Origin of the sequence: Mesorhizobium sp. L-8-3 (assembly GCF_016756615.1) — a bacterium.
Taxonomy (GTDB): Bacteria; Pseudomonadota; Alphaproteobacteria; order Rhizobiales; family Rhizobiaceae.
In genome coordinates, this window is the sequence record NZ_AP023262.1 from 536,960 (window position 1) to 562,634 (window position 25,675).

At 65.7% G+C, this 25,675-nt stretch carries 24 protein-coding genes; 16 read left to right on the forward strand and 8 right to left on the reverse strand.

The window, feature by feature from the left end:
• Positions 1-213 precede the first annotated feature (213 nt).
• From JN302_RS02485 to speB, 6 genes are all read right to left on the reverse strand, one after another.
• The gene (locus JN302_RS02485) at positions 214-990 is read right to left on the reverse strand and encodes a carbon-nitrogen hydrolase family protein (protein ID WP_202334160.1); all 777 of its coding nucleotides are present in this window, start codon (positions 988-990) and stop codon (positions 214-216) included.
• Positions 987-1,790, reverse strand: a complete 804-nt coding sequence (locus JN302_RS02490) for an ABC transporter permease (protein WP_202309948.1) — start codon at positions 1,788-1,790, stop codon at positions 987-989. The genes JN302_RS02485 and JN302_RS02490 overlap by 4 nt, the downstream gene beginning before the upstream one ends.
• Complete coding sequence (locus tag JN302_RS02495; RefSeq protein ID WP_202331541.1) at positions 1,787-2,641, reverse strand: ABC transporter permease; 855 nt, start codon at positions 2,639-2,641, stop codon at positions 1,787-1,789. The genes JN302_RS02490 and JN302_RS02495 overlap by 4 nt, the downstream gene beginning before the upstream one ends.
• Positions 2,638-3,675: an ABC transporter ATP-binding protein gene (locus JN302_RS02500; protein ID WP_202331543.1), complete on the reverse strand. Its 1,038-nt coding sequence runs from the start codon at positions 3,673-3,675 to the stop codon at positions 2,638-2,640. Before JN302_RS02500 ends, JN302_RS02495 begins: the two co-directional genes overlap by 4 nt.
• 84 nt (positions 3,676-3,759) lie before the next feature.
• Entirely contained in the window at positions 3,760-4,848 is a 1,089-nt protein-coding gene (locus tag JN302_RS02505; protein ID WP_202331545.1) for an ABC transporter substrate-binding protein, read from the reverse strand.
• Between the two features lie 74 nt (positions 4,849-4,922).
• The gene (gene speB / locus JN302_RS02510) at positions 4,923-5,984 is read right to left on the reverse strand and encodes an agmatinase (protein ID WP_202331547.1); all 1,062 of its coding nucleotides are present in this window, start codon (positions 5,982-5,984) and stop codon (positions 4,923-4,925) included.
• 115 nt (positions 5,985-6,099) lie between these two features.
• Between speB and gcvA the strand changes: the two genes are divergently transcribed.
• The 13 genes from gcvA (at position 6,100) to JN302_RS02575 (ending at position 18,055) form a co-directional block, all read left to right on the forward strand.
• Positions 6,100-7,074: a transcriptional regulator GcvA gene (gcvA, locus tag JN302_RS02515; protein ID WP_202309953.1), complete on the forward strand. Its 975-nt coding sequence runs from the start codon at positions 6,100-6,102 to the stop codon at positions 7,072-7,074.
• A 171-nt stretch (positions 7,075-7,245) separates the two neighbouring features.
• On the forward strand, positions 7,246-8,406 hold the full coding sequence (locus JN302_RS02520) for an iron-containing alcohol dehydrogenase (RefSeq protein WP_202331549.1): 1,161 nt from the start codon (positions 7,246-7,248) through the stop codon (positions 8,404-8,406).
• Positions 8,406-8,837: an acyl-CoA thioesterase gene (locus JN302_RS02525; RefSeq protein ID WP_202309955.1), complete on the forward strand. Its 432-nt coding sequence runs from the start codon at positions 8,406-8,408 to the stop codon at positions 8,835-8,837. The genes JN302_RS02520 and JN302_RS02525 overlap by 1 nt, the downstream gene beginning before the upstream one ends.
• A 104-nt stretch (positions 8,838-8,941) precedes the next feature.
• The gene (locus JN302_RS02530; protein WP_202309956.1) at positions 8,942-9,715 is read left to right on the forward strand and encodes an SH3 domain-containing protein; all 774 of its coding nucleotides are present in this window, start codon (positions 8,942-8,944) and stop codon (positions 9,713-9,715) included.
• A gap of 92 nt (positions 9,716-9,807) precedes the next feature.
• The gene (locus JN302_RS02535) at positions 9,808-10,110 is read left to right on the forward strand and encodes a type II toxin-antitoxin system RelB/DinJ family antitoxin (RefSeq protein WP_202314476.1); all 303 of its coding nucleotides are present in this window, start codon (positions 9,808-9,810) and stop codon (positions 10,108-10,110) included.
• Positions 10,107-10,412, forward strand: a complete 306-nt coding sequence (locus JN302_RS02540) for a type II toxin-antitoxin system RelE/ParE family toxin (RefSeq protein WP_202331551.1) — start codon at positions 10,107-10,109, stop codon at positions 10,410-10,412. The genes JN302_RS02535 and JN302_RS02540 overlap by 4 nt, the downstream gene beginning before the upstream one ends.
• Positions 10,413-10,535: 123 nt before the next feature.
• Positions 10,536-11,840 carry a nicotinate phosphoribosyltransferase gene (gene pncB, locus JN302_RS02545; RefSeq protein ID WP_202309958.1) on the forward strand — a complete coding sequence of 435 codons (1,305 nt, stop codon included), beginning with the start codon at positions 10,536-10,538 and terminating at the stop codon, positions 11,838-11,840.
• A gap of 55 nt (positions 11,841-11,895) precedes the next feature.
• On the forward strand, positions 11,896-13,281 hold the full coding sequence (locus JN302_RS02550; RefSeq protein WP_202314477.1) for a hypothetical protein: 1,386 nt from the start codon (positions 11,896-11,898) through the stop codon (positions 13,279-13,281).
• Between the two features lie 150 nt (positions 13,282-13,431).
• Positions 13,432-14,739, forward strand: a complete 1,308-nt coding sequence (locus JN302_RS02555) for an ABC transporter substrate-binding protein (protein WP_202309959.1) — start codon at positions 13,432-13,434, stop codon at positions 14,737-14,739.
• Between the two features lie 44 nt (positions 14,740-14,783).
• The gene (locus JN302_RS02560; protein WP_202309960.1) at positions 14,784-15,665 is read left to right on the forward strand and encodes a branched-chain amino acid ABC transporter permease; all 882 of its coding nucleotides are present in this window, start codon (positions 14,784-14,786) and stop codon (positions 15,663-15,665) included.
• Positions 15,662-16,615 carry a branched-chain amino acid ABC transporter permease gene (locus JN302_RS02565; protein WP_202331553.1) on the forward strand — a complete coding sequence of 318 codons (954 nt, stop codon included), beginning with the start codon at positions 15,662-15,664 and terminating at the stop codon, positions 16,613-16,615. Before JN302_RS02560 ends, JN302_RS02565 begins: the two co-directional genes overlap by 4 nt.
• Positions 16,612-17,355, forward strand: coding sequence for an ABC transporter ATP-binding protein (locus JN302_RS02570; RefSeq protein ID WP_202334161.1), 744 nt, complete (start codon positions 16,612-16,614; stop codon positions 17,353-17,355). The genes JN302_RS02565 and JN302_RS02570 overlap by 4 nt, the downstream gene beginning before the upstream one ends.
• Positions 17,348-18,055: an ABC transporter ATP-binding protein gene (locus JN302_RS02575; RefSeq protein ID WP_202309962.1), complete on the forward strand. Its 708-nt coding sequence runs from the start codon at positions 17,348-17,350 to the stop codon at positions 18,053-18,055. Before JN302_RS02570 ends, JN302_RS02575 begins: the two co-directional genes overlap by 8 nt.
• A gap of 9 nt (positions 18,056-18,064) precedes the next feature.
• On the opposite strand, the gene JN302_RS02580 is transcribed toward JN302_RS02575, so the two are convergent.
• Positions 18,065-19,462, reverse strand: coding sequence for a sodium:proton antiporter (locus tag JN302_RS02580; protein ID WP_244846558.1), 1,398 nt, complete (start codon positions 19,460-19,462; stop codon positions 18,065-18,067).
• Positions 19,463-19,611: 149 nt separating this feature from the next.
• Positions 19,612-20,217, reverse strand: coding sequence for a bifunctional nicotinamidase/pyrazinamidase (gene pncA, locus JN302_RS02585; RefSeq protein WP_202331557.1), 606 nt, complete (start codon positions 20,215-20,217; stop codon positions 19,612-19,614).
• Positions 20,218-20,490: 273 nt separating this feature from the next.
• On the opposite strand from pncA, the gene JN302_RS02590 reads away from it, so the two are divergent.
• The 3 genes from JN302_RS02590 to JN302_RS02600 are packed head-to-tail and all read left to right on the forward strand — an operon-like array spanning position 20,491 to position 25,639.
• A complete protein-coding gene (locus JN302_RS02590) occupies positions 20,491-21,348 on the forward strand; it encodes an FAD binding domain-containing protein (RefSeq protein ID WP_202331559.1) in 858 nt (285 codons plus the stop codon).
• Positions 21,345-24,101, forward strand: a complete 2,757-nt coding sequence (locus JN302_RS02595) for a molybdopterin-dependent oxidoreductase (protein ID WP_202331561.1) — start codon at positions 21,345-21,347, stop codon at positions 24,099-24,101. Before JN302_RS02590 ends, JN302_RS02595 begins: the two co-directional genes overlap by 4 nt.
• On the forward strand, positions 24,098-25,639 hold the full coding sequence (locus JN302_RS02600; RefSeq protein ID WP_202331563.1) for a 6-hydroxynicotinate reductase: 1,542 nt from the start codon (positions 24,098-24,100) through the stop codon (positions 25,637-25,639). Before JN302_RS02595 ends, JN302_RS02600 begins: the two co-directional genes overlap by 4 nt.
• Positions 25,640-25,675 lie beyond the last annotated feature (36 nt).

Consider the following 25,675-nt stretch of genomic DNA (forward strand, 5'->3'; position numbering starts at 1 on the left):
GACGGTGGCCCTTGTCCGGCACCGCCAGAGCCGCATGATGTTCTTGCGGACCTGTCCGCGCGAGACGCAGGAGATAATGTTCGAAGCCCACGACCGGTCTTCGCCGTCTTCGGTAGCGCCGCTTCAAACGATGTCTGACATGGGCAGCAGAAGCGAGGCTTCAGCGCTCGGTGAGCGCCGATATGTCCCAAGGCTGCCGAAAGCCCGGCGCGATCACACCTTCAGATCGGCCAGATAGGTGTTCTCGGCAGCCGAGGCTCGATAGGCTTCCGGCTCGATCCTGGCGAGGAGGAGCGCCTCGTTTCGGGCACCGGCCTTGGCGAGCAGGTTGCCGTCGGGCGCCGCAATGCCCGAAAGGCCGGCATAGGCGAAACGCTCGTCTGTGCCGCAATGGTTCACATAGGCGACGAATATCTGGTTCTCGAAGGCCCTGACCGGGATCATCTTCTGGGCGATCAGGGCGGCATGGTCGCTGGCCGGCAGTGCCGTCGGCACGAGCACAGCCTGGGCCCCGGCCTGCGCAAGACGCCTTACATTCTCCGGGAATTCGACGTCGTAGCAGATCAGCAGGCCGAGTTTCAGGCCGCCATGCTCTATGATGCCGGCGCTCGGCTTCTCCGGCCGGAACAGTGCGCGCTCGTAGTCGCCATAGAGATGCGACTTGCGGTAGACGACCGCCAGGCTGGCGCCATCGACGAAAAGCGCGCTGTTGTAGACCGCATTTCCGCCGCGCTCGGCAAAACCGGTCACGATCGCGACGCCGGCGGCGCGGGCGATCGCCCCCAGGCGCCCCGCCATCGGCCCGTCAGCCGGTTCGGCCAGGTCGAGGATGGCCTCGCCCGAACCGTAGCCCGTCACGGCGAGTTCCGGAGCGACGAGGATCGAAGCGCCTTTTTCCGCCGCCTCGGCAGCGGCTTTTTCGATGCGCGCGAGATTGGCGGCCGGATCGCCGGCCGCCGCCTGCATCTGGAGGGCCGCGATGCGCATCAGTTGCCGTCCGACGACATCGCACCCAACAGCCGCCTGATGTCGCCGAATCTGGCGATGAGGCCGAAGACGAGCGCGGCGATTGCGACGAAGAACACCGATACCGACGCCATGGTCGGCGTATAGCCGTAGCGCAGCGCGTTGAAGATTTTGATCGGCAGCGTCTCCATGGTGAAGCCGACCGTCATATAGGCGATGATATATTCGTTGAGCGACAGCACGAAAGCGAAGGCGTAGCCGGAAACCAGGTAGGGCAGGATCAACGGCAGGACCACCGTGCGCATCACGGTGCGGTCGTCGGCGCCCATGGTCGACGCCGCCTCGACCAGCGACCGGTCGATGGAGGCAAAGCCGAGCGACAAGGTGACCAGCGGCAGCGTCACGAAAAAGATCGAATGGCTGATCGCCGCCGTCCAGGGCTGACCGTAGAAACCGGTCGTCGCCCAGAAGCTCAGGAAGCCAAGGGCGGTGATGACGGGCGGAAGGATGAAGGGAGCGAGCCCCAGGACCTGGAAGACATTGGCCCAGGGCGCGATGCGCCGCCACATGAACCAGGCCAGCGGCAGGGCGATGGCGACGGCGATCGCGGCGGCCGTCAGCGCCAGGAGCAGCGACGCGATCAAGGCGCTCCGCCATTCGGGATTCTGGAAGATCTGACCGTACCAGGCGAGGGAGAAGCCTTTCGGTGGGAAGGCCAGATCCTGCTTCTCGTTCACCGAGACGCCGAGCACGACGATGATGGGTGCGGCCAGGAACAGCCCGACGGCGGTGAAATAGAGGCGGCGGAAGAAGCTCGGGCTCATGCGGCGTGCTCCCTGCGTCCGATGAGGAGGGTGAGGCCGACCAGCCCCAGCGAGATCAGCACCAGGAACACCGCCATCGCCGCCGCGAAGGGCATGTTGGACTGGTAGATCGCCTGATCGGTTATGAGCACGGACAGGGTCCAATGCTGCGGCCTGCCCAGGATCTGCGGCAACAGATAGGAGCCAAGCGCGAAGACGAACACCATGATGAGCGTGGCGACGATGGTGTTGCGCAGCGCCGGCACGACGACGTTGACGAAGGCCCGCGGGGGCGAGGATCCGAGCGTGCGGGCCGCCTCCAGCAAGGTCGGGTCGAGGCGCACCAGGGCGGGATAGAGGACGAGGATCGTATAGGGCAATGCCTGGTAGACCATGCCGGTCAGAACCGCGCCGAAGCCCGGCAGCAGCGCCTTCGGCTCCGACATCAGCCCGAGCGCGACGAACAGATTGGTGATCCCTGCCGTGCGCGAGAACAGCGTCGACCAGGCGAAGCCGATGATGACCTCGGACAGCGACAGGATCGACAAGAGCCCGACCAGCCACACGGTCTGCACGCGGCGCGACTGCTTCGTCAGGAGATAGGTGAAGGGAAAGGCTATGACCACGCAGGCGACCGCGACGGCGATCGCCAGCATCAGCGAGAAGGCCAGCACGCCGCCGAAGAAGGTGGACAGGAAGCGGGCGTAGTTGTCGAAAACGAAGTCGGGCGTGTAGAAACCCGACGGATTGCGCTTGAAGAAACTGACCGCGATCATGATCGAGAACGGGACCACGAAGAAGACGGTCAGCATCAGCCCCGGGAAGACCAGCGGCGTGTAGTCGGCAAGCGCCTTGGGGACCTCGCGTCTCATTGCTTCAGCACCACGCAGCTTTCGGTCGGAAGCTGCACGCCGACCGTCTGCCCGGCGACCACCTCGGGGCGCTCGCGCGGGGTCGAAACAGCAATGATCGTCGTGCCCGCGGCATCGACGAAGGTCTCGATGGTACCGCCGAGGTCGCGCACGAAGGTGACGGTCCCGTCGATGGTGCCCTGGCCGGGGGCGGTGATGCGGATGTCTTCCGGCCGGATCGAGACGGACGCCCTGGCAAGTCCAGCCGGCATCGCCAGGCCGGGAACGACGCGGCCGAGCACGGAGGCGCGGCCGGCGCCATCCGCCTCGACGTCGAGCAGGTTGGTCGAGCCGATGAAGTCGGCGACGAAGGTGTCGGCGGGCTTGCGGTAGATCTCGATCGGCGCGGCCGCCTGACGTATCCTGCCCTGGCCCATGACGACGACGAGGTCGGCCATGGTCATGGCCTCACGCTGGTCGTGGGTGACCACGATCGTGGTGATCCCCAGCTTCTGCTGCAGTTGGCGCAGTTCGACCTGCATGGACTCGCGCAGCTTGGCGTCCAGCGCCGAGAGCGGTTCGTCGAGAAGGAAAAGCTTCGGCGAGATCGCCAATGCCCGGGCAATCGCAACGCGCTGGCGCTGCCCGCCCGAGAGCTTAGCCACGGGCCGGTCGGCGAAACCGGGCAGATGGATCATCCTGAGGAGTTCCTCCACGCGCTTCGCCTGCTCGTCACGCGACGCGCGGCGGATGCGCAGCGGATAGGAGATGTTGTCGCCGACCGAGAGATGGGGAAACAGCGCCAGTGACTGGAACACCATGCCGAGATCGCGCTTGTGGGTGGGAACCGGCGTGATGTCCCGGCCGTCGAGAACGACCGTGCCCGCCGTCGGCTCCTCGAGCCCGGCGATCATTCTCAGAAGGGTGGTCTTGCCGCAGCCCGAGGGGCCGAGCAGGCATACGAAGGTGCCGTGAGGTACCGCAAGGTCGACATGATCGACCGCATTGAAGGTTCCGAACTGCTTGGTAACGGCGCTTAGCGTCAGTCCCGACATGTCTCATCCGCCTGATCAAAAGCGTTGCACACGGCCGCCGGGCCGGCCCCGGCGGCGTTCAAGGATGCGCGTCTGTCGATCCCGTCAGCCGACGATAAGCTCGGTCCACTTCTGATTGATCCAGTCCGCCTTGCTCGTATAGAGGTCATAGCGAGGAATGATCGGCGGGATCTCCGAGGAAACGGACGCGAATTCCTCGGCGCTGAGGTCGAGCACGTCGCGTTTCAGGGTCGGAGCGGTGCCGACATTGCGCGACATCAGGGCCTGCACCGCCGGCTGGCTCATATAGTCGATGAAGACATGCGCCTCATCGATTTTCTTCGACGCCCGCGACAGGACCCAGTTGCCGGAATCCTGTATGCCGCCCTCCTTGGGGAAGGTCGAACGGACCGGCTGGCCGTCCTTGGCGGCAAGGCCGGTGACGTCGTGGTAATACTGGCCCATCGGGATCTCGCCCGACTTCAGCGCCTGCTCGAACTGCGCCTCGTCACGATACCAGAGACGGACATTCGGCTTGACTTCCGCCAGCTTCTCGAAGGCCTTCAGGAGGCCCTCCTCGGTGTCGAGCGCGTTGGTGCCGCCCATGAAGGTCGTCGCGGTCACTTCGAGCAGGAACGAATTCGAGGCGAGCGCGAGCAGGCCGAGCCTGTCGGCATTGGCCGGATCCCAGAGTGCGGCCCAGGAGTCCGGTGCGGTCGGAAAGACGTCGGTGTTGGTCACGAGCGTGATGTACCATGCCACCGCCCCGATGCCGGCCACGCGGCCATCGGGATATTTGTTGACGAACTGCGGCAGCAGGCTGTCGAAATGCTTGAATTTCGACGTGTCGAGCGGCGTCCACAATTCGGTCGCCTGCCCCTTGAGCGTCGAGGTCTGCGACATCATCGACAGGTCGGCCGGCGCCTGCCCGGCCTTGGCGGCCTGCTCCAGTTGGACCAGCCAGGCCTCGCCGGTCGGTTCGGCCACCGATTCCACGGCGATGCCGGTGGCCTTGGTGAATTCCGGGAAGATGTGCTTGTCGAAGGAGTCCTTGAAGTAGCCGCCATAGACGCCCACCTTCAGCGACTTGTCCTGCGCACGCAGCACCGACGGCATGGCGAGCACGCCGGCGGTCGCCAGACCGGCGCCGAGCACCGTCCGGCGGCTGATCCTGCTATCGATGATCCTGTTCATCTATTTCTCCTCTGACTGATGCCGGACGCCCGGCAGTTCCCGTGCTTCGTTTTTTCTTTTTCTTGGACGTGACGTCAGCCGCGTTCGCCGTTCACGAAGCGGCTGAAGACCATCAGGCTCAAAATCTCGAAAAGCACCTGGGCGCCGGCATGGGCCGTATTCGTCGTGGCATCATACTGCGGAGCGACCTCGACGACATCCCCTCCGACGAGGTTGACGCCCTTCAGGCCGCGCAGGATCTCCAGGGCCTCGCGCGTGGTGAGTCCGCCGACTTCGGGCGTGCCGGTTCCAGGCGCGAAGGCCGGATCGAGGCTGTCGATGTCGAAGGACAGGTAGGTCGGCCCGTCTCCGACGACGCGCCTGGCCTTCTCGACGACGGCCGCGATGCCGAGGCCGGAAATCTCCTCGGCATGGATCACGGTCATGCCGGACTCGTAGCTGAATTCCCACAGATATTCCGACGAGCCCCTGATACCGATCTGGATGGTGCGGCTGGGGTCGAGGACGCCGTCCAGCACGGCGTTGCGGAACGGTCCACCGTGGTGGAACTTCGTCTGATCGAACGACCCGGCGGTGTCGCAATGGGCGTCGATATGGATCATGCCGACCGGCCGCTGCCTGCCGACGGCCTTGAGGATCGGATGGGTGATCGAGTGGTCTCCGCCGACCGAAAGCGGCACGACGTCGGCCTCGACGATCTGGGCGATGCGCCGCTCGATGTCGTCATGGCTCTGTTCGAGGCGGAAACGGCTGGCGAACGGCACGTCGCCTATGTCGGCGACCCGCAGATCGTGGGTCGGCGCGCAGTCGAGAACGTGATTGTAGGGGCCGATACGCTCGATGGCGCGCAGGGCGCGCGGGCCGAAGCGCGAGCCGTTGCGGTTGGTCACACCGAGATCCATCGGCACGCCGACGATAGCGGCCTGGAGATCGCCGAAATCGGGCTTGTCGGCATCGACGGCCAGATACGGCGCCGACAGGAAGGTGGGGACACCGGAATAGGGCGCCAGGCGGGTTCCGCTCTTGGAGAAGATCTTGTCCGCGACACGACGGAACCTGGGGTCGAAAACCTCTCCGCCATGGGCTTCGCCGAATTTGCGGCGCAGATCGTCGAGCTTGCGGGGATCCCATGTCATGCTTCGAACCCTCCCGATGCCGAGCAGCGATCGCAGATTCATGCCGCAGCGATATTGAAAAGACAATTGATATTGTTATAGGGTTATCTGTGAGGAAATCTCACAAATAGTAACAATGGCGAGACGCCTGCCGCCGCTCAATCCACTGCGCGCCTTCGAGGCCACCGCCCGTCATGGATCGCTGTCCAAGGCGGCGGCCGAGCTGAACGTCACACATGGCGCGGTGAGCCACCAGATCAAGGCGCTGGAGGCCTCGCTCGACGTCCAGCTGTTCGAGCGCCATGGGCAGAGGGTGAAGCTCAGCCCGCACGGCGCCGAACTGCTGCCGGCCGTGTCGAGCGCCTTCGACGGGATCGCGGCCGCCACCGCGCGCCTGCGCCGGCCGGTGAGTTCCGGCGCCTTGACCATCACTTGCGTGCCGGCGCTGCTCTCCTTCTGGCTGATCCCGCGGCTCGGCTCCTTCACGGCCCTTTATCCGGGCATCCAGCTGACGCTCAACGCGTCCAACGATCCCGGCGACATCAGATCCGCCGACGTCGATGTCTGCGTGCTCTATGGCAACGGGAGCTGGACCGACTGCTGGCTGAAGAAATGGTCCGAGCTGGAGCTCTTCCCGGTCGTCAGTCCGACGCTGATCAACAACCGGCCGATCCGAACGGTGCGCGACCTCGCCGGCCAGACGATCCTGCATGGCGACGACGGGCGCGAATGGCACACCTGGCTGGCTGCAGCCGACGCGCTCGATCTCGGCCGGTTCCAGGAACATCATTTCGCCGATGCGCGCCTGTCGGTCGAGGCCGCCGTGCACGGCAACGGGGTGGCGCTGGGCGACACCGTGACGGCCAGCACCTTGCTGGCGCGCGGCCAGCTTGTGTCCCCGTTCAACCTCTCCGTGCCTGCCGTAGACGATTTCTATGTGGTGTGCCGCAGCGACCTGCGCTCCGTGCCGGTGGTAAAGGCCTTCATCGACTGGATCTTCGCCGAAAAAGAGGTGGCGGCCGGCACGATCGAAGCACCGCTGGCGGGCCAGATCGCCATCCGCAAGAAGCGCGCGCCCACGCCGCGCAAGCAGACGCCACGCCTGGAATAGGCGGGCTGGTACGGTCGGACTTCCGCCGCGCAAGACGTTGCCCTGGAAACCGATGAAACGCTCCACCATCCGCAATTCACACATCTGTTTCACATGACGTGCGTTCCAAAAGCCGTTCCGATTTTCCGGCCGATGCGCTAACTGGCAGGAAGCTGCAAGAGGAGACAGCCGGTGACGCCCTTTACCTTCAATACGACTCCATCGATCGTCTTCGAACCCGAAGCTTCCGCGCGGCTCGGCGCTCTGGCCGGGAGGCGCCTCGGACCCTCGATCCTGTTCGTCACCGACCCCGGGCTTCGGCGGCTGGGCCTGTGCGAACCCGCACTCGCCTCGCTGGAGGCGGAAGGCGGGAAGCCGGCGGTGTTCGACGCCGTCGAAGCGGATCCCTCGCGGGCAACGCTGATGAAGGCGGTGGAGGCCGGTCGTGCGGCGGGCGCAACCGGCGTCGTCGGCTTCGGCGGCGGCTCGTCGCTCGACGTGGCGAAGCTCGCAGCCCTGCTCCTCGGTTCCGGCGAGGATCTCGACCAGGCCTGGGGCGTCGCCCAGGCCAAGGGCCCCCGGCTGCCGTTGGTGCTGGTGCCGACCACGGCGGGGACAGGCTCGGAGGTGACGCCGGTCTCCATCATCACCGTCGGCGATGACGAGAAGCGCGGCGTCTCCAGCCCGGTCATCCTGCCCGACATCGCCGTGCTCGATGCAGCCCTCACGCTCGGCCTGCCGCCTGCGATCACTGCCGCGACCGGCGTCGACGCCATGGTCCACGCGATCGAGGCCTATGCCTCGCGGAGCCCCAACAACAACCCGTTGTCGAAAATGCTCGCCCGCCAGGCCCTGCGGCTGCTTGGCGCCAACATCGAGAAGGCCGTCTTCGAAGGCGGCGACATCGAGGCGCGCGGCGCCATGCTGCTGGGCTCGATGCTCGCCGGCCAGGCCTTCGCCAATTCGCCGGTGGCCGCGGTGCATGCGCTCGCCTATCCGATCGGCGGCACGTTCCACGTCCCCCACGGGCTTTCCAACGCGCTTGTGCTGCCGCATGTGCTGCGCTTCAACGCGCCCGACGCGGCGCATCTCTATGCCGAGATCGCGGCCGACGCCTTCCCGCATCTGTCGCGGGAAGACGGCGACCAGGGGCGCTGCGCCGCCTTCATCGAGGAACTCGCTGGCCTTTCGAAGCGGCTCGGCATGCAGACGCGCCTTGCCGAGGTCGGCATCGGCGCCGACGATCTCGCCGGCATGGCGGCCGACGCGATGAAGCAGACGCGGCTCCTCGTCAACAATCCGCGTCCGGTGACGGAGACAGACGCGCTCGCCATCTACAAGGCCGCGCTTTGATGAGCAGGCCCGAACCGTCGCCCAGAAGCGCCTATCGAACCTTCCGCACGATCACCACGCGCTGGATGGACAACGATATCTACGGCCACATGAACAATGTGGTGCATTATTCGCTGTTCGATACGGCGGTTAATGGCTGGCTCATCGAACGAAACGCGCTCGATATCCATGCCGGCGACCAGATCGGCCTCGTGGTCGAGACCGGCTGCCGCTATTTTTCCGAGCTCGCCTTCCCCGATGTGGTGACCGCCGGACTGCGTGTGGCGAAGCTCGGCAGTTCCTCGGTGCGATACGAGGTCGGGCTGTTCCGCAACGCCGAGGAGCAGGCCGCCGCCGAAGGGTTCTTCATCCATGTCTATGTCGACCGGCAGAGCCGCCGGCCAAAGCCGCTCGCCCCCCGGCTGAGACAGGTACTGGAGGAGATAGCATAGAGCACCGCCTGTCAGCCTGGACGCGCAAAGGACGCTCTATCGCTGTCAATATCCCGGATCCGGCCGCGCCTTTTCCCTCGGAAGTGCCCAAAAGCTGACTTAAAGTGGCGGCAGCTTCGCTGCCGTTTCGCAAGGGGACTGCCATGCGCCACCTATTTTTGGGGGCATTCGCGACCCTCATTCTTTCGATTCCGGCCGGTCCGTCATTGGCTCAGGACACTGCCGCCCCGACCGTATCGGAGTCCCCGGCTGCTCCGGCCGACGCCGGAGGCGGTTTCTTCGTCGTGCAGGGCATTGCCGAAGGCGACCTGCTCAACATCCGGGAGGCCGCCTCGGCCACGGGCAAGCTCGTCGGCCGCCTGCCGAACGGCGCGGCGCTGCACAATCACGGCTGCAGTGAAACCAACGGCGTGAAGTGGTGCAAGGTGGAATCGGCCGAGGATGCCTCGGTGGCCGGTTGGGCTCCCGCCCGCTACCTGGTTGACGTGCCCATGGCAGACGTCGGCGCGGCCGACACCGGCACGGAGGTGGGTCCAACCGAAACACCCGAGCAGCAGGCGGCAGTGACATCTATGCCCGCCGAAGTTCCACCGCTCGCCCCGGATGGCGCGACGACCGAGATCCCCTGCTCACGCTACTACGGCAAGCCGATGAGCATGTGCGCGGCTATCGTGCAACGCGGCAGCGATGGCGAGGCGACCGTGACGGTGACCTGGCCCGACGGCGGCGAGCGCGTCATAAGCTTCCGGAACGGCCGCGCCGACACCTCCGATGCAGAGGAGCCGTTGAGCTGGACCCGCGAGGCCGATCTCAACATGATCCGCATCGGCAAGGCCGAACGTTTCGAGATACCGGACGCGCTTCCCTTCGGAGGGTGAGACCCGACACAACCCTCCCCGCAGCCTGATGAGAAGGTCGCTGGAAACGGTCATTCAATTGCATTACATTCGGTGTCGAGAAAGACATGACGATGGTTTCAAACGCACTGATCCAGACACGCATCGACGCCGATATAAAGGACCGCGCGACGGCTGTGCTCGAGAACATGGGCCTCACGGTCTCCGATGCTGTCCGCATTCTGCTGACACGTACCGCGAACGAAGGCGCCTTGCCGCTCGAACTCGTCACCAACAGCGAGGCCCATGATGCCTGGTTCCGCGCAAAGGTCCTGCAGGCGCTTGAGGATGCGCGGCCGGACGTGGACGACGACGAAGCGGAGACGCAGTTTGTGGCCCGACGGCTGGCCGCTTTGGGCAAGACCGGCAAACAGTGAAGCTTGTCTGGGCACAATTTGCCGTTACGGATCGCGTCAGAATCTTCGGCCACATCGAAGCCGACAATGCGAGGGCAGCGGTTCGAGTAGACGAGCAAATCGCTCGTGCGGTGAGGCGCCTGCTCGATTTTCCCGAAAGCGGACGTCCCGGCCGGGTCGCAGGAACACGCGAGATGGTTGTACCTCGCACGCCCTACATCGCTGCCTATGTCGTGACGTCCGACAGGATTCGCATCTTGCGTGTCCTCCACGGAGCACAGATCTGGCCGGACGAGATTGCCGACGACACCGATTTTCCGTGATGCCCCATCACGCCAAGCCGGACATTTCATCGCGCCAGCATAAATCGCCGTTGCGCCTTGCGCCCGGATTCGGTGCTATAGGCGGGCGGCGGACGGACGGGCCGCGACGGTGAAAGGCATATCATGGCGAAAACCGACATTGCGCGGCGGGTCTACAACCACACCTGGAAGCTCGATCCGATCGTGCGCAGCCTGCTCGACACCGATTTCTACAAGCTGTTGATGCTGCAGATGATCTGGGGCCTCTACCCCAAGGTCGACGCCACCTTTTCGCTGATCAACCGCACCACCTCGGTGCGACTGGCGGACGAGATCGACGAAGGCGAGTTGCGCGCCCAGCTCGACCATGCCCAAACGCTGCGTTTCTCCAAGAAGGAGATGATCTGGCTTGCCGGCAACACCTTCTACGGGCGCAAGCAGATCTTCGAGCCGGAGTTCCTGACCTGGCTCGCAAATTTCCAGCTTCCCGAATACGAGCTGAGGAAACGGGACGGCCAGTACGAGCTCGAATTCAGCGGGCCCTGGATGTACACGACGCTCTGGGAGATCCCGGCGCTCGCCATCATCAACGAACTGCGCTCGCGCTCCGCGATGAAGGCCTTCGGTCCGTTCGCGCTCGATGTGCTTTACGCGCGCGCCAAGGCCAGGATGTGGGCCAAGACCGAGCGGCTCAAGGCACTGCCGGGCATCAAGATCTCGGATTTCGGCACGCGCCGCCGCCACAGCTTCCTGTGGCAGCGATGGTGCGTCGAAGCGCTCAAGGAAGGCATCGGCGACGCCTTCACCGGCACCAGCAACGTGCTGCTCGCCATGGACACCGACCTCGAAGCGCTCGGCACCAATGCGCATGAGCTGCCAATGGTGCTCGCGGCGCTGGCGAGGACCGACGAGGAACTGATCCAGTCGCCCTACAAGGTGCTGCAGGACTGGCAGCGCTATTACGGCGGAAACCTGCTGATCGTGCTGCCTGATGCTTTCGGCACGGCAGCCTTCCTGCGCAACGCACCCGACTGGGTGGCGCAGTGGACCGGCTTCCGCCCGGACAGCGCGCCGCCGATCGAGGGCGGCGAGCGCATCATCGACTGGTGGCGCAAGCGCGGCTACGACCCCAAGCAGAAGCTGCTGATCTTCTCCGACGGGCTCGACGTCGAAACCATCATCGACACCTACCGCCATTTCCGCGGCAAGGTACGCATGGGCTTCGGCTGGGGCACCAACCTGACCAATGATTTCGAGGATTGCGCGCCGGTCGATACTGACGGGCTCAAAGCCATCTCGCTGGTCTGCAAGGTGACCAGCGCCAATGGCCGGCCGGCCGTGAAGCTCTCCGACAACCCGGCCAAGGCCACAGGGGACAAACGCGAGATCAAGCGCTATCTGAAGCTGTTCGGCGAGGAGGATCGGGTCGAGCACGCGGTCTATGTCTGACGACGGACGGCGTCGCCGGAGTACGGTGGGCCGGCTGCTGTTCCCGGCGGCCGCCATGCTGGGCGGCCTCGGCGGCAAAGCCTCGGCGCATGTGTCGGACCGTGGTTTCGTCATGCTCCTGCCGACCGGGCACTATTTCGCCGGCGGCGCGCTCGCCGTCGCGGCGAGTTTCCTGGCGCTGGTGCTGCTGCCGCCGGACGCGGTCGAGCGGCAGGCCGAAAGGCGGCTCACGCTCTTCACCGGCCTGGCGCCGCGGGGACGAACGGCCGTCAGCCTGTTTTCCTTCGCCGTCTTCGTGACGCTCATCCTGGCGGGTTGGTGGGGAAGCCGCGATCCGCTCTCCAATCCCCTGCCGCTCACCGTCTGGACCCTGCTCTGGGTCGGGCTCACCATCGTCCAGGGCGTGCTCGGCAATGCCTGGTCATGGCTCAACCCGTGGTACGGACCATATCGCATCGTCCTGCGGCTTCTTGGCCGCCGCGACGGTGCGCCTTTTCTGCCCCTGCCCGCGGCGATCGGGTACTGGCCGGCCGTCCTGCTGTTCCTCGCCTTCGCCTGGTTCGAGCTGATCGATCCGGCCCCTGACGACCCGGCTCGCCTGGCTGACGTCGCCACCGTCTATTTCACGGCGAACCTGCTCGCGATGCTGGCATTCGGCCATGCGAACTGGAGCCGTCATGGCGAATGCCTTTCCGCCTTCTTCAGCCTGATCGCCCGCTTCTCGGTGACGGAATGGTCCGACAAGGACGGGCGGTCGTGGTTCGCGCTCTGCCTGCCCGGCGCCAAGCTCAATTACGCTGCGCCCCTGACGCTCAGTGGCATCCTGTTCCTGCTCCTCACCTTGGCGTCGGTGTCCTTCGACGGCCTGTCGCGCACCTTCCTGTGGCTCGGTGCCAACGGCATCAATCCGCTCGAATTCCCCGGCCGCACAGCGATGACCGGCATCAATACGGCCGGCCTGCTGCTCAGTTTCGCAACACTGTCCGCCGTCTTCCTGGCGACAGTGGCGCTGGGCGAATGGCTGGCGCGCGGCAAGCACCGGCTGGTCGTGGCGGCCGGCCTGCTCGTCTGGTCGATCGTGCCTATCGCGCTCGCATACCATTTCGCGCACTATCTGACCGTGCTCCTGATCAACGGCCAATATGCGATGGTCGCCCTGTCGGACCCTTTCGCCCGAGGCTGGAACCTGTTCGGCACCGCCCAGATGCAGATATTCACCGGCGTCACCATGGGACCCGAGGCGGCGAGGCTGATCTGGAACCTGCAGGCCGGCGCGATCGTGCTGGGGCATATGCTGGCCGTCCTGGCGGCGCATATGATGGCGTACCGCCTGCACCCGGAAGGGCGGATCGCGACGATAAGCCAACTGCCTCTGACGCTGCTGATGATGGGCTACACGGTGTTCGGACTATGGCTTCTATCGACGCCGACCGGAGCATGACGAGAGCCCCTGTTCGGTTGCAAGGCAGCCCTGACTTCAGTTCCTATTGCCATGCAAAAGTTTGATGGTCTAGCTTGCACGGAACGAAACTCCAGCCCGGACAGGCGGCATGCGGCTGGACCGGGACCATGTTCGATAAGGGGTACAGGGATGAACGATCAGAGCCCATCCAGGAAAAGCCTGCTCACAAGAAAACTGTCGCGACGCACCGCGCTCAAGGGCCTCGGCGCGTCAGCCGGCCTCGCGCTGGCGCCCGGCTTCGTGCGCTATTCCCAGGCGCAGAGCTCGGCACCCATCAAGATCGGTTTCCAGGCTCATCGCACAGGCATCGGCGCCTCTTATGGACGCTGGTACGAAAAGACCACCAACGCCGCCGTCAAGCTGATCAACGAGGCCGGCGGCATCAACGGCCGGCCAGTCGAGATCATCGTCGAGGACGATGGCACCGACCCCAAGCGCGGCGCGGAGGTGGTCGGCAAGTTCGCCACCCAGCACAAGACCGACGTCGCCTACGGCACCCTCTTCTCGCATGTCGTGATCGGTTCCGCGCCGGTCGCCGGCGAATTCAAGCTGCCCTACTATGTCGTCAGCGAGGGCCATCATGTGGCCTCCACCAAGCTGAACCGCTACTGCTTCCAGCCCGGCATCACCGACGTGAAGAGCCAGGTGATCTCGATGGCACCGTGGATCGCCGCCAATGTCGGCAAGAAGGTCACGATGATCTTCCCCGACTTCGCCTTCGGCCACGACCACCGCGACTACCTGCCGCCGGCGCTGAAGGCCCAGGGCGCCGACGTGATCGGCCAGATCGCCATCCCGCCGACGGAAACCTCCTTCACGCGCTATTTTCCGCAGATCCCGGCCGAAACCGAGGTGCTCTATCACGTGATGGTTGGACCCGCGGTGCTGACCTTCGTGAAGGAGCTCGGCGAATTCTACGGATCGAACCGGCCGCAACTCTTCGGCTTCATCGATTCCCTCGAGGCCGTCGACATCAACAGCCCGGGCCTCGAATTCCTCGACGGCAGCCATTTCTGGGAAGGTTCGCCGCGCTATTCCCAGCCCGACGACACCGAAGCGCAAAAAGCCTATCGCGCCGCGGTCGGCATCGACGACAACGGCGCCGCGATCGGCGACCCCAAGGACGTCTCGACCGCGGCTCACATGTTCGGCTGCTGGGAGACGCTCTACGTCATCAAGAAGGCGATGGAGGATGCCGGCTACAGGGGACCGGAGGACCGCGCGAAGCTCGTCGAGGCGACCGAGGCGCTCACCGCCTTCGCCTCGGGACCGGAGCATCCGCAGGGCGACAAGATCTTCAACGGCAAGATCCATCAGTGTTTCGGCCACCAGAACATCTCCAAGGTCGAAGGCGGCAAGCTGGTGGTCGTCCATCGAACGTCGATCCAGGACGGCATGTACGAGCCGGAAGGCGACTACACGACGCAGCCGCTGTGAGCCGGCTGGACCCGGCGGGCCTGTAAGGGACCGAACGACGACGGATGGCCTTTGGTCCCCACCTCCTGCTCGCCGCACTGGAAGGGCTCGTCACCTCGGCGGTGCTGGCGCTGATGGCGCTCGGCCTGTCGCTGGTCTTCGGCGTCATGCGGGTCGTCAACGTCGCCCATGGAGAGTTCTTCATGCTGGGCGCCGTGCTCGCCTGGTGGGCGTCCTCCCTCGCCACGGGCCATCCGGCGTTGGGCTTCCTGCTGGCGCTCGTCATAAGCCCCCTGGTCGTGGGCGCGATCGCGCTTTTTGCCGAACGGCTGGTGCTGAGGCGTCTCGACTACAATCCCGAGGCCACCATCGTGGCCACCATTGGCCTGCTCTACATCATCCAGCAGCTCGCCCTGACCTTCTACGGCCCGGATGCGCGGCCGGTCCAGGCACCGTTCAGCTATCGGGTGCTGTTCCCGTGGTTCGGCTATTCCGGCTACAAGCTGTCGATCATCGCCGTTTCGGCGCTGCTGCTCACGGCAACCTGGTTCGTGCTGACGCGCACCCGCCTGGGGCTCGTGATGCGCGCCACCCAGTATGACCGCGAGACGGCGCAGGCCTTCGGCATCCCGGTGGACAAGGTCTATGCCGGCGTCTTCGCGCTGGGCGCAATGCTCGCGGCGGTCGCCGCCGTGCTGATCGTGCCGATCAGCCAGGCCCACTATCTGATGGGACTGGATCCGCTTCTCCTGTCCTTCATCGTCGTGATCATCGGCGGGCTGGGTTCGCTGCGCGGCACCGTCGTCGCCGCCGTCCTGATCGGTTTGAGCGATGGCATCATCTCGGCCTTCTTCCAGCCGACACTGGCCAAGATGATCGCCACGCTGCTCGTCGCGCTGGTGCTCGTCTTCCGGCCGACCGGCCTGTTCGGAACGGCGGTGCGATGAGCGACAGACGCATCGTCGCGCTGCATGCAGGCGTCATTCTCCTGCTTTTTCTGCTGCAGTTCGTCCTGCCCGACTATCACCATGGCGTGCTCGCCCGCGTCATGGTGCTGGCGGTCTTCGCGATGGGCTACAATCTTCTTTTCGGCTATGCGGGGCTGCTCAGCCTCGGCCACGCGATGTTCTTCTCCGCCGGCCTCTACGGGGCCGGCCTGCCGCTCTATCATTTGGGTTGGGGCACCGCGACGGCCTTCGCCTCGGGCGTCGCCGCGGGGGCGGCGCTGGCGCTGCTGATCGGCTTGCTCGCCTTGAGGACAACCGGCGTCGCCTTCATGATCGTGACCATGATGTTCGCCCAGGTACTTTATCTGACGACCTTCTATTTCGGCTCATGGACCCGCGGCGACGAGGGGCTGGTGCTGCCGCAGCAGCAACGGGTGTTCAGCCTGGGCGCCACGCATTTCGACTTGACCGACCCGACGGTCCGGTATTTCACGGCGCTTCTTTTGTTCTCGGTCGTGCTTGTCGCCCTGCTCGCTGTGGTTCGCGCCCCTGTCGGGCGCGTGCTGGTGGCGATCCGCGAGAACGAGGAGCGGACGCGGATGCTCGGCTACGACACCTTCGCCAACAAGCTGATCGCCGTGGTCTTGTCGGGGACCGTCTGCGCGGCAGCTGGTGCGATCTATGCGCTGCTCTTCGGCTATGTCGGCGCGACCTTCGCCTCGGTGCAATATTCGATCCTGCCGCTGCTGTGGGTATTGCTCGGCGGGGCCGCCACGACCCTCGGCCCGCTCGTCGGCACGCTGTTCATGTATTACGTCGTCGACATCACCAGCGGTTTCACGACCGCATGGCTGCTGGTCGTCGGCGTCGCGCTTATCCTGCTTGTACTGTTCTTCCCGAAGGGCCTGTTGGGCACGATGCGCGAGAAATGGCTGCCATGGCTGCCGTGACGCCCCTGCTCGCGACGCGGGAACTGAGGCGCAGCTTCGGCGGGCTGCGTGCCGTCGACGGCGTCGACTTCAGCCTCGCCGCCGGCGAGATCCGCGCCATCATCGGGCCGAACGGCGCCGGCAAGACCACCTTCGTCAGCCTGATCTGCGGGCGCATCGAGCCGAGTTCGGGCTCGGTCGTCTTCGACGGCGAGGACATCACCACGCTTCCCGCGCATCGGCGGGTGCGGCGCGGCATCGCCTACACGTTCCAAGTCACCAGTATCTTCTCCCATCTGACCGCCTTCGACAATGTGGCGCTTGCCGTCGAACGACGGCTGCTCGACCGGCGGGGCGAGCGCCCCGGGGCAAAGGCGCTGCGCGCCGGCGTGATGGAGGCGCTCGAGCGGACCGGCCTTGCCGGACGCGCCGGGCACGTCGCGGGCAATCTGTCCTACGGCCACCAGCGCCTGCTCGAAGTGGCGATGGGCCTCGCCCTGCGGCCACGGCTGCTGATCCTCGACGAGCCGACGCAGGGGCTCTCCGACGGGGAGATCGACAATTTCATCGGACTGGTGCGCGAAATCGCCCGGGATGCGACGGTGCTGCTGATCGAGCACAACATGCCGGTGGTGATGGCGCTCGCCGGGCGCATCACCGTGCTGAATGCCGGCAGGGTGCTGGCGGAAGGCACGCCGGAGGCGATCCGCGCGGATGTCGCGGTCCAAGAGGCCTATCTCGGGACGGGAGCGCATGGCTGAGGCGCTCGCCATCTCCGGCCTGATCTGCAGCTACGGCGCCGTGCGCGTCTTGCATGGCGTGGATCTCGTCCTGCGCAAAGGCGAAGTGCTTTGCCTGCTCGGCCGCAACGGTGCCGGCAAGACCACCTTGCTCAAGGCGATCATGGGCCTGGTGCCGGCCGACGCGGGTTCGATCCGCCTCGGCGATCGCGAGTTGACGGCATTGCCGGCGCATCAGGTGCCGAAATCAGGCGTCGCCTATGTCCCGCAGGGCCGCCGGCTCTTCGCGGAACTGACCGTCGCCGAGAACATCGAGATCGGCCTGATGGCGCGGGGCACCGGCAAGGCGACGCGCGACGCGGTGCTCGACCTCTTCCCGGTGCTGCGCGAAAGGCTCGGCCAGCGCTCCGGCACGCTGTCGGGCGGCGAGCAGCAGATGCTCGCCATGGCGCGCGCGCTCTCTATCGAACCGCAGGTGCTGCTTCTCGACGAGCCGACCGAAGGATTGATGCCCTCGATGATCGACCGGATCCGCGAGGCGGTGGCGGAACTGCGCAGGCGCGGCGTCTCGACCATTCTCGTCGAGCAGCGCGTCGACGCGGTCCTGCCCGTCGCCGACCGCGTCGCCTTCATCGAGAACGGCCGCAACCGCGAGACCGTCGAGGTCGCAGCCCTGCGCGCCGACCCCGGCATGGTCCGGCGCTATGTCGGCGTGGGCTGATCGGCGGCTTCACCCACCGAAGAAGATGAAGCTCGCTATGAGGAAGCTCGGGATCAATATCGCTCCCGACCACAGCATGTAGCCGAAGAAGCTCGGCATCCGGATGCCACGTTCCCGGGCAATCGCATAGACCATGAAGTTCGGCGCATTGCCGATATAGGTGTTGGCGCCCATGAAGACTGCGCCAGCCGAGATGGCCGCGAGCGTGTTGGCATATTCCGTCATCAGGCGCTGAGGATCCCCGCCCGCCAGTTCGAAGAACACGAGATAGGTCGGCGCATTGTCGAGGAAGGAGGACAATATGCCTGTCAGCCAGAAATAGGCCAGATTGTTCGGCCCTCCCGTCGGCGTGGTGACCAGCGCGACCAGCGGCGCGAGCACGCCTTCCGGCCCCGCCCGCAATATAGCGATGACGGGTACGATGCAGATGAAGATGCCGGCAAAGAGCTTGGCGACCTCCACGATCGGCCCCCAGGAGAAGCCATTCGCCCGGCGATACTCCTTGCGCGTGGCGACCAGCGAAACCAGGGCAAGCACGACGATCACGCCGTCGCGCACCAGGTTCTGCAGTTCGACCGGCACGCCCTGGATGGTGAAGGCAACGCCGGGCTTCCACACGGCGGAAAGCAGAACCATGGCAATCACGCCGGCGAGAAGCGGCACGTTGACGAGACCGCGAATGCGGATTTTGGAATCCGGCGTCGGATCCTTGACCTTCGGCAGGCCTGCCTCGCGGTAGTGGAGGAAGGTATCGAGCGCGAGGAAAGCCGCGAGCACGATGCCGCCGACCAGCAGCATCTCGTAGAAGAGGTGCTCGAATGTCCAGAAGAAGCCGACGCCGCGCAGAAAGCCGACGAAGAGCGGCGGGTCGCCGAGCGGCGTCAGCGAGCCGCCGATGTTGGACACCAGGAAGATGAAGAAGACAATGACATGCGCGTTGAACGGGCGGTTGTCGTTGGCGCGGATGATCGGCCGGATCATGATCATCGACGCGCCCGTGGTGCCAACAAAGGAAGCCAGCACCGCTCCGATAACCAGGAGTGCCGCGTTGACCAGAGGCGTGCCATGGATGTTTCCGGCGACCAGGAGCCCGCCCGAAATCGTGAACAGACCGAACAGCAGAATGATGAACGACATGTATTCGAGCAGCAGCGTATGCAGCACCGCGCCCGACGCGGCCGCCCAGCCGAAGGACGCCGCGAGCGGCAGCACGATCAGAGCCGCCCAGGCCGCGGTGATCTTGCCGTAGTGATGCTCCCAGAAATGAGGATAGAGCAGCGGACCGGTTGCGATCGACAGGAGCAGCCCGAGGAAAGGCAGCGCCCACAGGAGCGACATGGCCGCTCCCGGCAGCGCGTGTTCCTCGGCGGCGAAAGCCGCCGGAGCGCCCGACAGCAGCATGATCATCGCGGCACCTGCCACGATGCTTCTCGACTTCAGCATCAGCAGTCCATCCCCCGGATCGAGCGCCGGCGAGATGCCGGCTGAGCGGTTTGGTTGAGGGCGCTTAGCCCATGCGGTCCGCCCGGTCCACCCTTATCCGGCCGGCGGCGACATCAATTCGAGGCGAGCGTGACGCCGGCTTGCCGCATGCGGCCCAGCATCGCGTCCAGCGAGCCGCCGAGGTCGATAGCCCGGCAGGCGTCGAGGCGCACCGTCGTGGCGAAACCCTGCGCGACGGCATCGAGCGCCGAATAGGCGACGCAGAAATCCGTCGCCAGCCCGACCAGCGTGATGTCGCGGATACCGCGTTCGCGCAGATAGCCGGCGAGCCCGGTCGGCGTCGTGTGATCGTTCTCGAAGAAGGCCGAATAGCTGTCGATGGCGGGGCGGAAACCCTTTCGGATGATGAGTTCGGCCTTGGTTCGGTTGAGGCCTGGATGGAACGCCGCGCCGCCCGACCCCTGGATGCAATGGTCGGGCCACAGGGTCTGCTCTCCATAGGCCATCCGTACCGTTTCGAAGGGCTGGCGCCCGGGATGGCTGGAAGCGAAGCTCGAATGGTGATGCGGGTGCCAGTCCTGCGTCAGCAGGACATGCTCGAAATGTTGCGAGAGCCCGTTGATGACGGGAACGACCTCGTCGCCGCCAGCCACGGCCAGCGAGCCGCCGGGGCAGAAATCGTTCTGAACGTCGATGATGATGAGAGCAGAACCGGCCATGGACGCCTCCAGTCGCTAACGGCCTGCGTGGCTTCGCCCACGCATCACCTGCCTAGCTTATTCCTTTGCCGCAGGTTTTCATCGGAAAACCGCGGAACATTTTACCGAAACCTGCTTCGACCGACCGAAACCACGGGAACGAAAAAGCCGGGCCGCGTCAACCGCTTTCGGCAAGAACCCTGCCGGCCGGGGAAACACGACGTCCTCTTTGACAAGCGCGGCCACCTTGATATCATTTGCGTGCAAACAATTCTCCGGTGCCGGAGGCATTGCGTGATCCGTTACGCGAAACCCAGGGCGATCGATGAAGCGCTGCGGCTCCTCGGCGAGGATCGGTGGCGGATCCTGGCGGGCGGCACGGATTTCTACCCTGCGCTCGGCAACCGTCCGTTGCGCGAGAATGTGCTCGACATAAACGGCCTCGATGGTTTGCGCGGCATCTCCGAGACCGCGGAACATTTCGTCATCGGCGCGCGCACGACATGGACGGAGCTCTTGCGCCAGCCACTTCCGCCGGCCTTCGATGCCCTGAAGCTGGCAGCGCGGGAGGTCGGCTCCGTGCAGATCCAGAATGTCGGAACCGTGGCCGGCAATCTCTGCAACGCCTCGCCTGCCGCCGACGGCGTGCCGGCGCTGCTGATCCTCGACGCCGAGGTCGAGCTCCGCTCGCGCGACGGCATCAGGCATGTCGGCCTCCCCGACTTCATCCTTGGCAACCGGCGCACGGCACTGAAGGACGGCGAACTGATGACTTCCATCCGCATCGGCAAGCAGTCCGCCACCGGCAGGTCGGCCTTCGTGAAGCTCGGCGCCAGACGCTATCTGGTCATCTCGATCGCCATGGCTGCCGCCCGGATCGTGTCGGCCCCGGACGGAACCATCACAGGTGCGGCCGTCGCGGTCGGAGCCTGCTCGGCGGTCGCCCAGCGGCTCGGCCTGCTGGAGCAAGAGCTGCTGGGCCGCACTGCAGCCTCCGCGCCCGGTATCGTTGAAGGCGGACATCTGGTACCCCTCGCGCCCATCGACGATGTGCGCGGCAGTGCCGACTATCGGCGACAGGCGGCGCGCGCGATCGTGAAACGCGCGCTTGCGACCGCCGCCGCCGAACCTCTCGAAGGCGTCGCGGCATGAGCGCCGAAACCAGTTCGATCGGTTGCGAGATCAACGGCTCGCCGGTCAGCCTCGACGTTCCGCCGCTCGCCCGGTTCTCCCAGGTCCTGCGCGACGAGTTGGGACTGACCGGAACCAAGGTCGGCTGCGATGCCGGCGATTGCGGCGCCTGCACGGTGCTGGTCGACGGCGACCCGGTCTGTGCCTGCCTGATGCCCGCCGCCTCGGCCGCCGGCCGGAAGGTGCGCACGGTGGAGGGCCTGGCCAATGGCAGGCTGTCGGCGTTGCAGGCTTCCTTTCTGGAGCACGGAGCGGCCCAGTGCGGAATCTGCACGCCGGGGCTGCTGGTGGCCGCCACGGCACTGCTCGAGCGCAAGCCACATCCGAGCGAAACCGAAGTGCGGGACGCGCTGGGCGGCATTCTCTGCCGCTGCACCGGCTACCAGAAGATCGTGCGCGCCGTGATGCTGGCATCCTCCCGCACTGCCGATCTCGACCTCCGCATGCCCGGCGCCGGCCATGCGATCGGTGCGTCGCCGGTCCGGCTCGACGGCGTCGCCAAGGTCACCGGGACGGACCGGTTCGGCGCCGACGGCTTTCCCCGGGATGCGCTTGCTGTGCTGGTCGTGCGTTCGCCGCACTGGCATGCGCGTTTCCGTTTCGGCGATCTCCAGGCCTTCGTCGCGACACATCCCGGGCTGACGACAGTCTACACCGCGTCCGACCTGCCGGGGGAAAACCGTTTCGGTGCGATACCGGCCTTCGCCGACCAGCCGGCACTGGCAGAGGGCATCGTCCGTTTCCGCGGCGAGGCCGTAGCCGTGGTCGCCGGCGAGCGCGACACGATCCGCGACCTCGACCTTTCGGAGTTTCCGGTCGAATGGACCGAACTGCCGCCGCTTCTCGATCCCGCGGAGGCCCGGTCTGCGGACGGCTTTCTGCTTCATCCGCACCGACCGCACAATGTGCTGGCCGAAGGCATCGTTGAGAAGGGGAATCCCGAACAGGCGCTGGCCGGCGCGGCGGCAACCGTCACCGGCAGCATCGAAACGTCCTATGTCGAGCACGCCTATGTCGAGCCCGAGGCGGGATGGGCCGAGATGGAGGGCGACACGCTCGTGGTGCGGGCTTGCACGCAGGCGCCCTATCTGGACCGCGACGACACCGCCAAAGTGCTGGGCCTCGATCCGTCAAAGGTCCGCATCGTGCCCATGGCGACGGGCGGCGGCTTCGGGTCCAAGCTCGACCTTTCGGTTCAGCCTTTCATCGGTCTCGTCGCGCTGAAGACCGGCCGCCCTGCCGCGATTGCCTATACGCGCGCCGAATCGATGATGTCGACCACCAAGCGGCACCCGGCCTCGATGAGCGCGACGATCGGCGCCGATGCCGACGGCATGGTGACCGGCATGGTTTTCGAGGGCGACTTCAACACCGGGGCCTATGCGAGCTGGGGGCCGACGGTAGCGAACCGGGTGCCGGTTCACGCTTCGGGGCCCTATCTGACCCCGAACTATCGCGCGCGGGGCCGGGCGGTGCACACAAACGGGCCGATCTCCGGCGCCTTCCGCGGCTTCGGCGTGCCCCAGGCGACGATCATGCAGGAGACGCTCTATGACGAGCTCGCCGGCCAGCTCGGCATCGACCGCCTGGAGTTTCGCCTGCGCAACGCACTTCGCAACGGCTGCGAAACGGTCACGGGCCATCGTCTCGAGAAGGGCGTCGGGATAGCCGAGTGCCTCGGTGCGCTGGCGCCGCACTGGCGTCGTGCAATGGCGGAAGCCCAAGCGTTCAATACTTCGCATGACGGCGTCAAGCGCGGCGTCGGCGTCGCGTCCTGCTGGTACGGCTGCGGCAACACCGCCCTGCCGAATCCGTCGACCATCAAGATCGGCATCTCGGCCGACGGCGCTGTCGTGCTCCACCAGGGAGCGGTCGACATCGGCCAGGGCGCGAACACCGTGATCACCCAGATCGCCGCCGACGCGCTCGGCCTGCCGCTCTCGGCCTTCCGGCTGAAGGACGCCGATACGGCGGTCACGCCTGATGCCGGCAAGACCTCGGCCTCGCGGCAGACCTTCATTTCGGGCAAGGCGGCCGAGACGGCTGCGCGTGCCTTGCGGGACGACATATTGCGCTTTGCCAATGTCTCGGCGCAGGCGACGCTGGCGTTCGAGAGCGACGCGCTCATCATCCGCGAAGGCGAGGCGATGCGCCGGATCGCGCTCTCCTCCCTTCCCCGCAACGGCGAGGGGTACGTCTTCGTCGCGGAGGAGACCTATGACGCGCCCACGCAGGCGCTCGACGAGAAGGGACAGGGCCGCCCCTACGCGGTCTACGGCTACGGCGCCCAGATCGCCGAGCTGGAGGTGGATATCGCGCTCGGCACGGTCCGGTTGGTGAAGATCATCGCCGCCCATGACGTCGGCAAGGCGATCAACCCTCTGCTTGCCGAAGGGCAGATCGAGGGCGGTATCGCGCAGGGTATCGGCATGGCGCTCATGGAGGAATATGTGCCCGGCCGCACCGAGAACCTGCATGACTATCTGATCCCGACCTTCGGCGACATCCCGCCGATCGAAACCATTCTGGTCGAAGTTCCGGATCCGGAAGGACCCTTCGGGGCCAAGGGCTTGGGCGAGCATGTGCTGATCCCGACAGCGCCGGCGATCCTGAACGCGATCCGCCATGCGACCGGGGTGCTGGTGACCAAGGTGCCGGCGACCCCGAGCCGCGTGCTGGCGGCGATCCGGGCGACCGCGGAGAGTGCTCCATGAGCGAGCTCGCCGAACGCTTCGAAACCCATGAGCCCGGCGCCAAGCAGGCGGGCGAGAAGATCCGCTGCGACGCCTGCCCGGTCATGTGCTACATCGCAGAAGGACGGACCGGAGCCTGCGACCGCTACGGCAATGTGGGCGGCAGGATCGTCCGCTCGGATCCGCTCGTCATCCTCAACCACGCCGAGGAAGCCGGCGGCGCCATCGTGCCCTTCCTCGGCGAGGACGAATGGGCCGGCGCGCTGCTGAACACGGGCCCCCGCTTCGTCACGGCCATCGGCGCGGGGACAACCTATCCGGACTACAAGCCGGCGCCCTTCATCGTCTCGCAGGAAGTCGAGGGTGTCGAACTCGTCACCGTGGTGACCGAGGGCATCTTCAGCTATTGCGGCGTCAAGGTGAAGATCGATACGGACCGCCATATCGGCCCCGAGACCGCCACAGTACGTGCCGAGGGGGAAGCCGTCGGCCATGTGACGACGGGCGAATACGGCTCGCAGATGCTGTCGCTGGGCGGCGTCACCCATCTGACCGGCGGTTCGAAATCCGAGGGGCGCGTCACCTGTGACACGCTGCTCAACCTCTGCAACCGCAAGCCCGTCGAGCTTGCGATCGACGGCGGTGCGACCGTGATCGTCGAGGCGGGCAAGGCACCCGTCATCGACGGCAAGGCCGAGCACCGGATGCGGGTCGGCTGCGGCTCCGCCACCATCGGCATGTTCGCAACGCAATGGCGCGGGCTGGTGGACGAGGTGGTGGTCGTCGACGACCACATCACCGGCGTCGTCTCCGAGCACCAGGCCGGCAAGGTGCTGGGCTGGGAGGACACCGGCATCAGGATCATCGGCCGGCGGTCGACGCCCGGCCGCTATTTCAAGGTGTCCGAACCCGGCCTCGGCTGGGGCGGCACGACGATCTCCGACCCGCTTGCGATACTGGGCGAGTGGAACCCGAAGAAGGGCGCGCGACCAGGCCTATCCCTGCTGATGGTTTCGACGACAGGCGAGCAGTTCGCCTATTACGAGCTCGACGAGCAGCTGAAGCCTGTCGAGAAAGCGTTTCCCGAACGGCTGCGCAAGTCTGTCGGCCTGATCGAGGACAATTGCGAGCCGGCCCTTTGCACGGTTCTCTTCATCGGCGGCGCGGGCGGGTCGCTGCGCGCGGGCGTTACCGAAAATCCCGTCAATCTCACCCGCTCCGTGCAGCGGCTGCAGACCTATGTCACCGTCGGGGGAGCGCCGGTCTATGTCTGGCCGGGCGGCGGCATCACGCTGATGGTCGACGTCACCCGCGTCCCGGAAAACGCTTTCGGCTACGTGCCGACCCCCGCGCTCGTCGCGCCGATCGAATTCACCATGCGCCGTGACGACTATGTCAGGCTCGGCGGCTACGCGGCGGAGATCCGAAGCGTCGACGATATCGTTTCGCATGGCGGGGAATACGCCAATCCCAGGCATGGCGCTGTTGCTTCCGGGCGGAATCCCTGGCCGCCGCTGGCGCAGCTCCAGCGTTTCGCGGTGGATGGGCGGAAGCCATGAGCGGCAGATTTCATTCCGCGTCCGGAATAGATGCAA